This is a genomic window from Streptomyces sp. NPDC058525 (genome assembly GCF_042719495.1).
Taxonomy (GTDB): domain Bacteria; phylum Actinomycetota; class Actinomycetes; order Streptomycetales; family Streptomycetaceae; genus Streptomyces.
In genome coordinates this window covers 44,539-59,208 of sequence record NZ_JBHXNP010000009.1, presented here as the reverse complement: position 1 = coordinate 59,208, position 14,670 = coordinate 44,539, and the positions used below count along the sequence as shown (strand labels likewise).

The following is a 14,670-nucleotide window of genomic DNA, read 5'->3' as shown; positions in this document are numbered from 1 at the left end:
GCTGGGCCCTCAGCCGGCCTCCGGTTCGTCGAGTGGGAAGGTCCGGTCCGGGGTGCCGCCGGCCGCGCGGTCCTCCCGGGTCGGGTACACGTAGCCCGTCCCGTCCCGCACGTCCAGCACCGGATCGGTCCAGCTCTCGGTGTCCTCGGGGACGAGGATGCGTGTGGTGCCGCGGTCCGCGTCGTGGATCAGCAGCGAGACGATGTTGTAGAGCTGGGCGCCGATGTGGCCGGGCCCCTGCTGCGGGTGGTCCTTCGGCCCCTCGACCCGGATGGTGAAGAAGCGCTCGTCCTCCCAGAAGCCGCCCTTGTCCAGCCATTCGCCCTCCCCCACGCGCACGCCGTCCACCCAGAGCCGGGCCTCGGCCGGGTGGTCGCGGAACAGGAGCACCGACCGGTGGCTGTCGCCGGCCGTGAACGTCACGTCGATCTCGTGCCGGGACCAGCAGTCGATGAAACTGCTGCACGCCCCGGGCACCTCCCCGTGCCGATGGCTCTCGATCCTGCCGCCCGGCGGTATGACGGGATCCTGGCTGCAGGTCTCGGCGAAGCGGCAGGCCCGGTCGACCCGTCGGGTGCAGCCGAGCCCCATCGCCGCGATGTCGCGCGGCGCGGCCCGCGAGAGCAGCTCCCCCAGCCGCTCCACGTACCGGTCCTCGCCGACCAGGGCCAGCAGCTCGGCCTCGTCGAACCACCAGTGGATCAGGTCCACACCGGCGGGGGAACGGGCCAGCCAGTCGCTCCACTCGGCCGTGCTGCTGCCCCATCGCCGGGCCACCAGCCCGGGCGCCGCCGCCGCGGCGGCCGCAGCGGCCGCCTCGGCCGCTTCCCGGCGCTGCCGGATGCCCTCCGCCATCGTCTCCGGGTCGAGCCCGGCCCCGGTCCGCGCCTCGGTCTTCGTCTTCGCTCTCCATGGCCACTTCACGGTGCGCCCGCCCCCTCGGTCCTCACGTCCGGCAGGCCGCCGATCGTAGAACCGTCCCCGGGGACGGCGCCCCTCATTTCCCGGCGGCGGCCCCCCGGCCCGCGGGGGAACCGGCCTGTTCACGAAGCCGGTTGAACTCCGCCACGTGCTTCTTGTGCTCCTCGTACGTCGTCGAGAAGCGGGTGTCGCCCGGCTTCACGGTGACGAAGAACAGCCAGTCACCGGGCGTCGGCGCGACCGCGGCCGTCATGGCCTCCAGGCCCGGGCTGTCGATCGGCGTGGGCGGCAGTCCCTGGCGTTCGTAGCTGTTGAAAGGGCTGTCGATCCGCGTGTCGCTCAGCTTGGTGTCCACGGTGCTGCGGTTCAGCGCGTAGTTGAGGGTGGAGTCCATCTGGAGCGGCATCGACTTGGCCAGCCGGTTGTGCACCACCCGCGCGACCTTGCCCATGTCGGCGCGGCTGTCGGCCTCCGCCTGGACGATGCTGGCCAGGGTGGCGGTCTGGTACGGGGTCATCCCGTGGGCCTTGCCGCCCTCGGCGACGGCCCGGGTGGCGAGCTTCTCGTTCGCCGTCCGCACCATGTAGGCGAGCAGCGCGCCCGGGGTGGTCTGCGGGGTCACGGGGTAGGTGGCCGGGAAGAGGTAGCCCTCCGGGTTGCCCTTCGCCTCGGCGGGCAGTGCCAGGTCGGCGGTGGGCACGGCGGCCTTGGCGGAACCGGCCGGGAGCTTCAGCTCGCGGTCGATCGCGGCGTACACCTGGGAGGCCCGCCAGCCTTCGGGGATCATCAACTGGCGCGGCTTCTCGGGCTCTTCACCACCCCTCGGCAGCGTGATCAGGATGACCGCCCCGATCGCGAGCAGCGTGCCGAGGAAGAGCGCCAGCCGGCCCCGGCGGGTGAGCCGGGAACGGCGCTGCGGCGGCCGGTACTCATGGCGCATGCGGGAACGCTAACCCGCACATCGCCCTAATTCCGACATCCCGTCCGTGCGCCGGTCATACGGTCATACATTCACCGGAGCCAGCTCGGCTTCCGGCGTCGGCCCCGCCGACCCCGCCGGCAGGGCGGCGTCCCGGTCCCGGCGGACCAGGGCCGCATACCGGCCGTCCGCCTTCAGCAGTTCCTCGTGGGTGCCGCGCTCGGCTATCCGGCCCGCGTCCAGGACCACGATCTGGTCGGCGTCTCGGACGGTGGACAGGCGGTGGGCGATGGTGATGGTGGTGCGGCCCTGCGAGAGGTTGTCGATGGCCCGCTGGACGGCGTGCTCCGTCCGGGTGTCGAGGGCGCTGGTGGCCTCGTCCAGGATCAGCACGGGCGGATCCCGCAGGATGGTGCGGGCGATGGCCAGGCGCTGCTTCTCGCCGCCGGAGAACCGGTAGCCGCGCTCGCCGACCAGGGTCTCGTACCCGTCGGGCAGGGACGCGATGTGCTCGTGGATCTGGGCGGCCCGGGCCGCTTCGGTGATCTCCTCGTCCGTCGCGTCCGGCTTGGCGAAGCGCAGGTTGTCGGCGACCGAGGCGTGGAAGAGGTAGGTCTCCTGGGAGACCACGCCGATCGAGCGGGCCAGCGAGTCGAAGTCGAGGTCGCGCACGTCCACCCCGTCGAGCGCGACCCGTCCGCCGGTGACGTCGTAGAGCCGGGGCACGAGGTAGCTGAGCGTGCTCTTGCCGGAGCCGGTCGGGCCGACCACGGCGAGCGAGCCGCCGGCCGGGACGGTGATGTCGATGCCGGTGAGGGTCGGGCCGCTCTTGGCGTCGTACGCGAAGTGCACGTCCTCCAGCCGGACCTCGCCCCTGGCCCGCTCCAGCCGGACCGGCTCGGTCCGCTCCGTGATGTCCACCGGCAGGTCGAGGTACTCGAAGATGCGGGCGAACAGGGCCAGCGAGGTCTGGATCTGCACGCCGGTCGACAGCAGGCTGACGGCGGGCCGGAACAGGCCCTGCTGGAGGGTCACGAAGGCGACGAGGGTGCCGACGGAGAGCGAGGGGGCCCCGGTCTGGAGGGCGAAGCCGGCGGCCCAGTAGATGAGCGCGGGCATGGCGGCCATGACGATGCCGATCGTGGACATCCGCCAGCGCCCGGCCATGCTGGAGCGCACTTCGAGGCCGACGAGCTTCTCCGACTCCGCGGAGAACGCGGCGGTGAGGGATTCGGAGCGGCCCATGGTGCGGCCCAGCAGGATCCCGCTCACCGACAGCGACTCGGTGACGGTCGCGGCCATGGCGGCCATCTGCTTCTGCCGCTGGGTGGTGATCCTCTTGCGCTCGCGGCCGACCCGCCGGCTGATCCACACAAAGAGCGGGAGCAGGAGCAGCGAGACCAGGGTGAGGCGCCAGTCGAGCGCCAGCATGGCGACGACCGAGGCGATGACCGCCGTCAGGTTGGAGACCAGGGAGGTCGCGGTGGAGGTGACGGTGGCCTGCATGCCGCCGATGTCGTTGGCTATGCGGGACTGCACCTCGCCGGTGCGGGTCCGGGTGAAGAAGGCCAGCGGCATCCGCTGGAGCTGTGCGTAGACGGCGGTGCGCAGGTCGTGCATGACGCGCTGGCCGACCGTGGTGGAGATCAGGGTCTGGAGCACGCCGAAGACGCTGGTGACCACGGCCGTGAGGATCATGCCGAGCGCGAGCAGGCTCAGCAGCCCGGTGCGGCCCTGCGGGATCGCGACGTCGAGGATCTCCTTGAGCAGGAACGGCGAGGCGACGCCGACCAGCGAGGAGGCGCCGACCAGCAGGCCGACGACGGCCAGGCGGCCGCGGTAGGGCCGGAACAGGCCCACGATCCGGCCGAGCTCGCGCGGCTGGTCCGCGGGGGCCGGGCGGCTCGGGTCGAGGGATTCTTTCGATGGGGTCCACTTCGGTTCGTCGTCACGCATGGGCACCCTCTCAGGGTCGGAAGTCAGGGTCATCGGAGCTCAGGTCATTGTTACCTATACTCACAATGAATGGCATCCTGTTATTGTTCCCGGTATGAGCTCCGCCTCCGACACCGATCGCCTCCTCGCCGAACAGCTGCTCCGCCTGACGCGCAGGCTCCACCGGATCCAGAAGCGCCACTTGGAACCGCTCGGGATCACTCCCGCCCAGAGTCGGCTGCTGCGCCTGGTCTCGCACTACGAGGACGACCGGGCACCCCGGATGGCGGATCTCGCCGCCCGCCTGGAGGTGGTCCCCCGCGCCGTGACCAGCCTGGTGGACGGCCTGGAGGCGGCCGGGTGCGTGCGCCGCGCGCCCGACCCCGCCAACCGCCGGGTGATCCGGATCGAGCTCACCGACACCGGCCGCGCCACGCTGCGCCGCCTGCGCAACGCGCGAACCGACGCGGCAGAGGAGATCCTGGCTCCATTGACCGCCGACCAGCGCGAGGTGCTCGGCGGCCTGCTGAACGCCCTGTCGGACGCCCCGGCGGAGCGCCGCTGCTGACGAGGCCACGCGTGGGCCGCCACGAGGCGAGGGGTCGCACATGCCGCTGCTGGAACCGAAGCCCGGGGCCCTGCGCCCCCGCAGTGTCGGCGGCCCCGCCCACGACCGGCTCCCGGACCACCGGGCCGCCGGCACCCCCGAGCCGCTGCGCACCGAGCTGACCGAGCTTCTCGGCGCCGAGAAGGTGCTGTGGAAGGTCTCCGACCTGGTCCGCTACGCCTCCGACGCCTCCCCCTACCGCTTCGTCCCGCAGGTGGTGGTGGTCGCCGAGGACATCGACGACGTCTCCGCCGTCCTCTCGTACGCCCACGGCCGGCAGCGCGAGGTCGTCTTCCGCGCCGCCGGCACCTCGCTCAACGGCCAGGCCCAGGGCGAGGACATCCTGGTCGACGTACGCCGCCACTGGGCCGGCATCGAGGTGCTGGAAGAGGGCCGGCGCGCCCGGATCCGGCCCGGCACCACCGTCCTGCGGGCCAACGCCGCCCTCGCCCGGCACGGCCGCGTCCTCGGCCCCGACCCGGCCAGCGCCCTGGCCTGCACCCTCGGCGGCGTGGTCGCCAACAACGCCTCGGGCATGACGGCGGGCACCACGAGGAACTCGTACCGCACGCTCTCCTCGCTCACCCTCGTCCTGCCGGGCGGCACCGTCGTCGACACGGCGGACCCGCTGGCGGACGAGGAACTGGCGCGCGCCGAGCCCGCCCTGTGCCACGGGCTGATGGAGATCAAGCGGGAGATCGAGGCCGACCCGGAGCTGGTGTCCCGGATCCGCGCCAAGTACGAGATCAAGAACACCACCGGCTACCGGCTGGACGCCTACCTGGACGGGACCACCCCCGTGGAGATCCTGCGCGGGCTGATGGTCGGCTCGGAGGGCACTCTGGGCTTCATCTCCGAGGTGGTCTTCGACACCCTGCCGCTGGACCGCGAACTCTGCTCCGCCCTGCTGTTCTTCCCCTCGCTGCCCGCGGCGGCCGCGGCCGTGCCCCTCTTCAACGAGGCCGGCGCCCTCGCCGTGGAGCTGATGGACGGCAACACCCTGCGCGCCTCCGTCAGCGTCGCGGGCGTGCCCGCCGACTGGGCGGACCTGCCCAAGGACACCACCGCCCTGCTGGTGGAGTTCCGCGCTCCGGACGAGGCCGGCCGCGACGCGTACGAGAGCCGCGCCGCGCAGCTGCTCGCCGGGCTCGACCTGGTGGCGCCGGTGGCCTCGGTCACCAACACCTTCACCCGGGACGCGCACACCATCAACGGCTACTGGAAGGCCCGCAAGGCCTTCGTCACCGCCGTGGGCGGCGCCCGCGTCCCCGGCACCACCCTGATCACCGAGGACTTCGCCGTACCGCCCTCGCGGCTGGCCGAAGCCTGCGAGGCGCTCCTCGCGCTCCAGGCCCGGCACGGCTTCGACGCGGCCGTCGCCGGGCACGCCGCCCACGGCAACCTGCACTTCCTGCTCGCCTTCGACGCCGCGGACCCCGCCGACGTCGCGCGGTACGCGGCCTTCATGGACGGCTTCTGCCGGCTCACCGTCGAGCGCTTCGACGGCTCCCTGAAGGCCGAGCACTCCACCGGGCGCAACATGGCGCCCTTCCTGGAACTGGAGTGGGGCCCCAAGGCCACCGAGCTGATGTGGCGCACGAAGCGCGTCGTCGACCCGGACGGGGTGCTCGCCCCGCGCATCCTCCTCGACCGCGACCCGCGGGCCCACCTGCGCGGCCTGAAGACGATTCCGCGGGTGGAGGCGGTGGCGGATCCGTGCATCGAGTGCGGGTTCTGCGAACCGACCTGCCCCAGCGAGGACCTGACGAGCACTCCGCGCCAGCGGATCGTGCTGCGCCGCGAGATGATGCGCCAGCAGCCCGGCTCACGGGTGCTGGACGGGCTGCTCGGCTCCTACGGCTACGACGCCGTCGACACCTGCGCGGGCGACTCCACCTGCAAGCTCGCCTGCCCGGTCGGCATCGACACCGGCGCGCTGATGAAGGACTTCCGCCACCGCCGGCACAGCGTCCGCGAGGAGCGGGCCGCGGCGCTGGCCGCGGAGCGGTTCGGGGCGGTGGAGTCGGCCGCCCGGCTGGCCGTGGCCGCCGCCGACCGGCTGCCCGACCGGATCGGGGACGGGCTGCTCGCGGCGGTCACGGGGGCCGCCCGCAAGGCCGTGAACCCGGACCTGGTGCCGCGCTGGCTGCCGCAGATCCCCGGCGCCGCCGCGCGCAGGCCGCCCGTCACCCGGCGCACGGGCGCCGCGGCCGTGTACTACCCGGCCTGCGTCAACCGCATCTTCGCCAGCCCCGGTGCCCGGTCCGGCCCGTCCCTGCCGGAGGCCGTGGTGGCCGTGTCGGAGCGGGCCGGCAAGCCGGTGTGGATCCCCCGCGACGTGACCGGGACCTGCTGCGCGACGATCTGGCACTCCAAGGGCTACGAGGCGGGCAACCGGGTGATGGCCAACCGCATCGTCGAGTCGGCCTGGGGCTGGACGGCGGGCGGGCGGCTGCCGCTGGTCGTCGACGCCTCCTCCTGCACGCTGGGCATCGCCCAGGAGGTGGTCCCCTACCTCACGGAGCAGAACCGGGCCCTGCACGCGGAGCTGCGGATCGTCGACTCGGTCGTCTGGGCGGCCGAGGAACTGCTGCCGCACCTGGAGGTCCGCCGCACGGTGGGCTCCGCCGTCCTGCATCCCACCTGCTCGATGCGGCACTTGGGCGACGAGGCGCAGCTGCGGGCCGTCGCGGAGGCCTGCGCCGACGAGGTGGTGGTCCCCGACGACCTGGGGTGCTGTGCCTTCGCGGGCGACCGGGGCATGCTGCACCCGGAGCTGACGGCCTCGGCGACGGCGCGCGAGGCGGCCGAGGTGACGGCCCGGCACTTCGACGCGCACCTGTCGGCGAACCGGATGTGCGAGGTGGGCATGGACCGTGCGACCGGGCAGTCCTACGCCTCGGTGCTGCTCGAACTGGAGCACGCCACGCGCCCCTGAGCGCCGGTGTGCGCGACCCTCCTGAGCAGGTGTTACGGCATCCGGCGCGGCCGCAAGGGTGTGTGCGGAGGGTCTGCGCGGCCGGAAAATCGATTGCCCGGCCCGAGCCCGGAAGGCGAACCTTGCACGGTTTGGACCACTCGACCGTCATGGGGCGTCATGCAGATCAGCGATCTTCCGTATCGGGATCCCGGAGTACCCGACGCCCGTTCCGGTCCCCGTTTCCTGGTGTGGCTGGGCCGGGGGCAGCTGGGCGGACAGCTCAAGAGCCTGTGCTGGGGACTGCTGCACTTCTCGGGAGTCGCCGGACTTCCGTACGCGGTGGGCATGGGCGTCGGCGCGGTCGTCGACCGCGACTCCACCCGGCTGCTGCTCGTCGGCGGGCTGCTCGCGCTGCTCGGCGTCGCCATCTCGGTCGGCGACGCCATGCTGCACCGCACCGCCGTCACCAACTGGATCACCGCCGCGGCGCGCGTGCAGCAGCTGCTCGCGCGCAAGACCGCCGAACTGGGCTCCGCGCTGACCCGCCGGGTCGCCGCGGGCGAGGTGGTCGCGGTCTCCACGGCGGACGTGGAGAAGATCGGCTGGTTCGTCGAGGCCGTCTCGCGCTTCCTGGCCGCGCTCTTCTCCGTCGTCCTGATCTGTGTCGGCCTGCTGTTCTACGCGCCCGACCTGGGCCTGGTCGTGGCGGTCGGCGTGCCGCTGGTCGCGCTGGCGGCACTGCCGCTGCTGCCGCGCGCCACCCAGCGCGCCGACGTCCAGCGGGAGAAGGCGGGCAAGGCGACCGAGCTGGCCTCCGACACCGTCGCGGGCCTGCGGGTGCTGCGGGGCATCGGCGGCGAGGAACTCTTCCTCGGGCGCTACCGGGAGGCCTCGCAGGAGGTCCGCAAGGCGTCCGTGCGCAGTGCCAGGATGTGGGCGCTGATCTCCGCGATCCAGGTGCTGCTGCCGGGTGCGCTGATGATCACGGTGGTCTGGTACGGCGCCGCGCTCGTGGCCGACGGGCGCATCGCGGTGGGCGAACTCGTCGCGGCGTTCAGCGCGGTGGCGACGATGCTCTACCCGCTGCGGCACTTCGAGGAGATCGCCATGGCGTACTCCTTCTCGCGGCCCTCCGCCACCCGGGCCGCCCGGGTGCTGTCGCTGACGCGTACGGAGGAGGGCGAGCCTCCGACGGCCGCCGTGGCGGCCGCGCCCCCGGCCCCGGCCCCGGGCGGGGACCTGTACGACCCGGAGACCGGGCTGCTGGCCGCGGCGGGGCGGTTCACCGCCGTCGTGTGCGGGGACCCGGACCTGGCGGGGCGGCTCGCGGAGCGGCTCGGCGGCCACCCCACGGACACGGCCGCCGACGGGCCCTCGGTGCTCCTCGGCGGGGTCGCGCTGGACGAGCTCGCACTGGACACCGCGCGCACGCTGGTCCTCGTACAGGACAAGGATCCGGTGCTGCTGTCCGGAACCCTGCACGACCTGTTCGCCGTACCGTCCTCCGGGGCGGTCGAGTCCGCTGCCGCGCTGGCGGCGGCCCAGTGCGCGGACGTGCTGGACGCGCTGCTCCAGTCGGCGCCGGACGGGGTGGACGACCCGATGGACGCGCGGATCACCGAGCGCGGCCGGTCGCTGTCCGGCGGGCAGCGCCAGCGGCTCGCGCTGGCGCGGTCCCTGGTCACGGACCCGGAGGTGCTGGTGCTGGACGAGCCGACCTCGGCGGTCGACTCCCACACCGAGGCACGGATCGCGGACGGGATCGCGGCGCTGCGCGCCGGGCGCACCACGGTGGTGCTGGCGTCCTCGCCGCTGCTGCTGGACCGCGCCGACCGGGTCGTCCTCGTCCACGAGGGTGCGGTGGCGGCAGCGGGCACGCACCGCGAACTGCTGCACCGCGAACCGCTCTACCGGGCGGTGGTCACCCGCGAGACGGAGGACGAGCAGGGGCTCGCCCGCGTTCAACTGCCCCAGCTGGAAGCACTCACGGAAATCGAGGAATCCGCATGATCGGCCTGGCCCCGCCGGATTACGATCCGGCGGCCCCCGAATCGGCCGCGACCCTGCCCGTGGGCACGTCGGTGACCGTACGGGGCTATGTGCGCGACCTGTTCCGGCGCCACCGGCGGGCCTTCGTGGTGCTCGTGACGGTCAACGCGGTCGCGGTGATCGCCTCCATGGTCGGCCCGTACCTGCTGGGCACGATCGTGGACGATCTCGCCGCGGGGGTCCGCGAGCTCCATCTGGGGCGCGTGGCGCTGCTGTTCGCGCTGGCGCTCGCCGTGCAGACCTTCTTCGTCCGGCTGGTCCGGCTGCGCGGGGCCATGCTCGGCGAGGAGATGCTCGCCGATCTGCGCGAGGACTTCCTGGTGCGGTCGGTGGGTCTGCCGCCGGGCGTGCTGGAGCGGGCCGGTACGGGCGATCTGCTGTCGCGAATCACCACCGACATCGACCGGCTGGCCAACGCGATGCGCGAGGCCGTGCCGCAGCTGGCCATTGGCGTGGTGTGGGCGGGGCTGCTCTACGGGGCGCTGGCCGTGACCGCGCCGCAGCTGGCGCTGGCCGCGCTGGTCGCGCTGCCGGTGCTGGTGATCGGCTGCCGCTGGTACTTCCGGCGGGCCCCGTCGGCGTACCGCTCGGAGGCCGCCGGATACGCGGCGGTGGCGGCCGCCCTCACCGAGACGGTGGACGCGGGCCGCACGGTCGAGGCGCACCGCCTCGGGCCGGGCCGGATCGCGCTGTCGGAGCGCCGGATCAAGGAGTGGACGGCGTGGGAGCGGTACACGCTGTTCCTGCGGACGGTCCTGTTCCCGGTCGTCAACGTCACCTACGTGACGATCCTCGGTGCCGTGCTGATGATCGGCGGCTACTGCGTGCTGCGGGGCTGGATGTCGGTGGGGCAGCTGACCACGGGTGCGCTGCTGGCGCAGATGATGGTCGATCCGATCGGCCTGATCCTGCGCTGGTACGACGAGCTGCAGATCGCCCAGGTGTCGCTGGCCCGGCTGGTGGGCGTGCGGGAGATCGAGCCGGCGGCCGGCGACGCGAAGGTGGGGCCCGACGGCCGGGACGTACGGGCGGACGAGGTGCACTTCGGCTACCGGGAGGGCGTGGACGTGCTGCACCGGGTGTCCATGTCCGTGCCGCCGGGCACCCGGATGGCGCTGGTCGGGCCGTCGGGCGCCGGCAAGTCCACGCTGGGCCGGCTGCTCGCGGGCATCTACGCGCCGCGCACTGGTGAGATCACCCTGGGCGGGGCCCGGCTGTCGCAGATGCCCGCGGAGCGGGTGCGCGAGCACGTGGCGCTGGTCAACCAGGAGCACCACGTGTTCGTGGGCTCGCTGCGGGACAACCTGCGGCTGGCCAGGTCGGGCGCCGGGGACGCCGAGTTGTGGGCGGCGCTGGGCGCGGTGGACGCGGACGGCTGGGCGCGCGCCCTGGAGGCCGGTCTGGACACCGAGGTCGGTTCCGGCGGGACGGCGCTGACCCCGGCGCAGGCGCAGCAGATCGCGCTGGCCCGGCTGGTGCTGGCGGACCCGCACACGCTGGTGCTGGACGAGGCGACCTCGCTGCTGGACCCGCGGGCGGCGCGGCACCTGGAGCGGTCCTTGGCCCGGGTGCTGGACGGGCGTACGGTCATCGCGATCGCCCACCGGCTGCACACCGCGCACGACGCGGACGTCATCGCGGTGGTCGAGGGCGGCCGGATCAGCGAACTCGGCTCGCACGACGAACTGGTCGCGGCCGACGGGGCGTACGCGGCGCTGTGGCGCTCCTGGCACGGTTGACCGTGCTCCGCTGCGGCGGCCGGACCGGCGGGTCCGGCCGCCGAGGCGCTGTTCGGACGGCCCCGATCAGACGGCCCGGGCGACCTAGAGGAAGCCGAGGGCGGAGGCTCCGCCGAAGCCGCCCAGCAGGACGAACACCGGCATCAGGACCTTGAGCTCCACCCAGCTGCCGGCCCGGAAGCGCAGCATCTTCGGCGGGCCGATCGGGTACCAGCGCTTGCCGGCGATCGGAATCGGCCACAGGACCGGGCAGCCAGAGACGGTCAGGGCGTCGCCGATGTCGTGGACGAGGGCCCCGAGCAGGATCGGCAGGCCGAGCCAGAGGTACTCCTGGCCCGGCCCGGTGAACAGCCAGCCCGCGCCGTTGCCGGGCTGGTCGAGCACTCCGGCCAGGATCCACGCGCTGGTGGCGCCGAGCAGCCAGACCAGGACGTCGCTGGACATCCGCGCGGCCCGCCAGAGCAGCCCTTCGACCGCCAGCACCAGGTGGACGAAGAGCAGCGCGAGCACGCCCCAGCGGTCCGCGGTCACGGCGAGCGCGGAGGCGCCGCCGCCGATCAGGACGGCCCAGAGCCAGGTGTGGGTGAGGGTGCGGTGGCCCCCGGTGCGGCGGGCGTCCTTGGACGAGCGGGTGGCCTTGTAGACGGCGTAGGAGATCTTGTCGACCACCTCGCACAGGCCCCGGGACAGGGGGCCGAAGGCGCGCGAGATCGTCGCCGACTTGTGGTCGAGGTCGGGGGCGAGGGCCGCCCCGGCGCAGATCAGCGCGCCGACGACGAGCACCGGCCACGGCATGGGGTGCCCGGCCGCCGCGGTCGCCGCGCCCACCCCCAGCCAGGCCGCTGCCCCCGAGAGTGAATGCGCCGGACCCATCATGGTCGTTCCCCGCCCCGGTGGTGTGGTGTGTGATGCCGTTCTCGGGCCCTGTCGACGGTTTCGCTCGGGCCGTCTCGACGGCACAGCGTACCGTCGATGATCTTCCTTGCGTCCGCCGGTTCCCTCATCCGGGGGGAAGCCAGGCAAGATGGGGGGTGTGACCCTCATTGATCAGCTCCCGCCGAACGCCGACCCCGATGCCCTCTTCGAGGCTTTCTCCTCGTGGGCGGAGGACCAGGGCATCACCCTGTACCCGGCTCAGGAGGAGGCGCTGATCGAGGTCGTCTCCGGGGCGAACGTGATCCTGTCGACCCCGACCGGCTCGGGCAAGAGCCTGGTCGCGGCGGGCGCGCACTTCACCGCCCTGGCGCAGGACAAGGTCACCTTCTACACCGCCCCGATCAAGGCGCTGGTGTCGGAGAAGTTCTTCGACCTGTGCAAGCTCTTCGGCACCGAGAACGTCGGCATGCTGACCGGCGACGCCTCGGTCAACGCCGACGCCCCGGTGATCTGCTGCACCGCCGAGGTGCTGGCCTCCATCGCCCTGCGCGACGGCAAGCACGCCGACATCGGCCAGGTCGTGATGGACGAGTTCCACTTCTATGCGGAGCCGGACCGCGGCTGGGCCTGGCAGATCCCGCTGCTGGAGCTGCCGCAGGCCCAGTTCATCCTGATGTCGGCGACGCTCGGCGACATGAAGCGGTTCGAGGAGGACCTGACCCGGCGCACCGGCCGGCCCACCTCCGTGGTCCGCTCCGCGACCCGGCCCGTCCCGCTGTCGTACGAGTACGTGACCACGCCGATCACCGACACCATCACCGAGCTGCTGGAGACCCGGCAGGCCCCGGTGTACATCGTGCACTTCACCCAGGCCCAGGCGGTCGAGCGGGCGCAGTCGCTCATGAGCATCAACATGTGCACGCGCGAGGAGAAGGACAAGATCGCCGATCTCATCGGCAACTTCCGCTTCACCACCAAGTTCGGCCAGAACCTCTCCCGCTACGTCCGGCACGGCATCGGCGTGCACCACGCGGGCATGCTGCCCAAGTACCGCCGCCTGGTCGAGAAGCTCGCCCAGGCCGGTCTGCTGAAGGTGATCTGCGGAACCGACACCCTGGGTGTCGGGGTGAACGTCCCGATCCGCACCGTGCTGTTCACCGCGCTCACCAAATACGACGGCAACCGGGTCCGCACGCTGCGCGCCCGCGAGTTCCACCAGATCGCCGGCCGGGCCGGCCGGGCCGGCTTCGACACGGCGGGCTATGTCGTCGCCCAGGCGCCCGAGCACGTCATCGAGAACGAGAAGGCGCTCGCCAAGGCGGGCGACGACCCGAAGAAGCGCCGCAAGGTGGTGCGCAAGAAGGCTCCCGAGGGCTTCGTCGCCTGGTCGGACACCACCTTCGAGAAGCTCATCGGCGCCGACCCGGAGGCGCTGACCTCGCGCTTCAAGGTCACCAACATCATGCTGCTGTCGGTCATCGCCCGTCCGGGCGATGCCTTCCAGGCGATGCGCCACCTCCTCGAGGACAACCACGAGCCGCGCAAGGCCCAGCTGCGGCACATCCGCCGGGCCATCGCGATCTACCGCTCGCTGCTCGACGGCGGTGTGGTCGAGAAGCTCGACACCCCGGACGCCGAGGGCCGCACCATCCGGCTGACCGTCGACCTCCAGCAGGACTTCGCGCTCAACCAGCCGCTGTCCACCTTCGCGCTCGCCTCCTTCGACCTGCTGGACCCGGAGTCCCCCTCCTACGCGCTGGACATGGTGTCCGTCGTGGAGTCCACGCTGGACGACCCGCGGCAGATCCTGGCCGCCCAGCAGAACAAGGAACGCGGCATCCAGGTCGGCCAGATGAAGGCCGACGGGATCGAGTACGAGGAGCGGATGGAGCGGCTCCAGGACGTCACCTATCCCAAGCCGCTCGAAGAGCTCCTCTCCCACGCCTACGACGTGTACGCCAAGAGCCACCCGTGGGTGCGCGACCACCCGGTCTCCCCGAAGTCGATCATCCGCGACATGTACGAGCGCGCGATGACCTTCACCGAGTTCACCTCCTTCTACGAGCTGGCCCGCACCGAGGGCATCGTGCTGCGCTACCTGGCGAGCGCGTTCAAGGCGCTGGACCACACCATCCCGGACGACCTGAAGTCCGAGGACCTCGAGGACCTGATCGCCTGGCTCGGCGAGCTGGTCCGCCAGGTCGACTCCAGCCTGCTCGACGAGTGGGAGCAGCTGGCGAACCCGGAGGTGGAGACGGCGGAGCAGGCCCAGGAGAAGGCCGACCAGGTCAAGCCGGTCACGGCGAACGCCCGCGCCTTCCGCGTCCTGGTCCGCAACGCCATGTTCCGCCGGGTGGAGCTGGCCGCCCTCGACCACGTGAACGTGCTGGGCGAGCTGGACGCCGAGTCCGGCTGGGACGCGGACGCCTGGGGCGAGGCCATGGACGGCTACTGGGACGAGTACGACGACCTCGGCACCGGCCCCGACGCCCGCGGCCCGAAGCTCCTCCAGATCGAGGAGGACCCGGCGCACGGTCTGTGGCGCGTCCGCCAGACCTTCGCCGACCCCAACGGGGACCATGGCTGGGGCATCAGCGCCGAGGTCGACCTCGCGGCCTCCGACGAGGAGGGCCGGGCCGTGCTCCGGGTCACCTCGGTCGGCGAGCTCGGGGCGCTCTGAGCGCACCGCCCACCCCCGGCGGCC

9 protein-coding genes are annotated in these 14,670 nt (G+C 72.6%); 5 read left to right on the top strand and 4 right to left on the bottom strand.

Features of this window, described 5'->3' with window-relative positions; translation table 11 throughout:
• Positions 1 to 9: 9 nt before the first annotated feature.
• The 3 genes from ACFWP3_RS07355 to ACFWP3_RS07345 all read right to left on the bottom strand — a co-directional run bounded on the left by ACFWP3_RS07355 (position 10) and on the right by ACFWP3_RS07345 (position 3,796).
• Positions 10 to 924: a hypothetical protein gene (locus tag ACFWP3_RS07355; protein ID WP_384217127.1), complete on the bottom strand. Its 915-nt coding sequence runs from the start codon at positions 922 to 924 to the stop codon at positions 10 to 12.
• A gap of 73 nt (positions 925 to 997) precedes the next feature.
• Positions 998 to 1,861 (bottom strand): endolytic transglycosylase MltG, encoded by an 864-nt coding sequence (gene mltG / locus ACFWP3_RS07350; protein ID WP_384217125.1) that lies wholly within the window; start codon positions 1,859 to 1,861, stop codon positions 998 to 1,000.
• A 63-nt stretch (positions 1,862 to 1,924) separates the two neighbouring features.
• Positions 1,925 to 3,796: an ABC transporter ATP-binding protein gene (locus ACFWP3_RS07345; protein WP_384217122.1), complete on the bottom strand. Its 1,872-nt coding sequence runs from the start codon at positions 3,794 to 3,796 to the stop codon at positions 1,925 to 1,927.
• A gap of 94 nt (positions 3,797 to 3,890) precedes the next feature.
• Between ACFWP3_RS07345 and ACFWP3_RS07340 the strand changes: the two genes are divergently transcribed.
• The 4 genes from ACFWP3_RS07340 (at position 3,891) to ACFWP3_RS07325 (ending at position 11,090) form a co-directional block, all read left to right on the top strand.
• Entirely contained in the window at positions 3,891 to 4,343 is a 453-nt protein-coding gene (locus ACFWP3_RS07340; RefSeq protein WP_384217120.1) for a MarR family winged helix-turn-helix transcriptional regulator, read from the top strand.
• 40 nt (positions 4,344 to 4,383) lie between these two features.
• The gene (locus tag ACFWP3_RS07335) at positions 4,384 to 7,320 is read left to right on the top strand and encodes an FAD-binding and (Fe-S)-binding domain-containing protein (RefSeq protein WP_384217117.1); all 2,937 of its coding nucleotides are present in this window, start codon (positions 4,384 to 4,386) and stop codon (positions 7,318 to 7,320) included.
• A 159-nt stretch (positions 7,321 to 7,479) separates the two neighbouring features.
• The gene (locus ACFWP3_RS07330; RefSeq protein WP_384217115.1) at positions 7,480 to 9,312 is read left to right on the top strand and encodes an ABC transporter transmembrane domain-containing protein; all 1,833 of its coding nucleotides are present in this window, start codon (positions 7,480 to 7,482) and stop codon (positions 9,310 to 9,312) included.
• Positions 9,309 to 11,090, top strand: coding sequence for an ABC transporter ATP-binding protein (locus ACFWP3_RS07325; RefSeq protein ID WP_384217113.1), 1,782 nt, complete (start codon positions 9,309 to 9,311; stop codon positions 11,088 to 11,090). The genes ACFWP3_RS07330 and ACFWP3_RS07325 overlap by 4 nt, the downstream gene beginning before the upstream one ends.
• An 84-nt stretch (positions 11,091 to 11,174) precedes the next feature.
• Here ACFWP3_RS07325 and ACFWP3_RS07320 read toward each other — a convergent pair whose 3' ends face one another.
• Complete coding sequence (locus tag ACFWP3_RS07320; protein ID WP_384217110.1) at positions 11,175 to 11,966, bottom strand: metal-dependent hydrolase; 792 nt, start codon at positions 11,964 to 11,966, stop codon at positions 11,175 to 11,177.
• A 157-nt stretch (positions 11,967 to 12,123) separates the two neighbouring features.
• Here ACFWP3_RS07320 and ACFWP3_RS07315 point away from each other — a divergent pair, with 157 nt between their 5' ends.
• Positions 12,124 to 14,646, top strand: a complete 2,523-nt coding sequence (locus ACFWP3_RS07315; RefSeq protein WP_384217108.1) for a DEAD/DEAH box helicase — start codon at positions 12,124 to 12,126, stop codon at positions 14,644 to 14,646.
• Positions 14,647 to 14,670 lie beyond the last annotated feature (24 nt).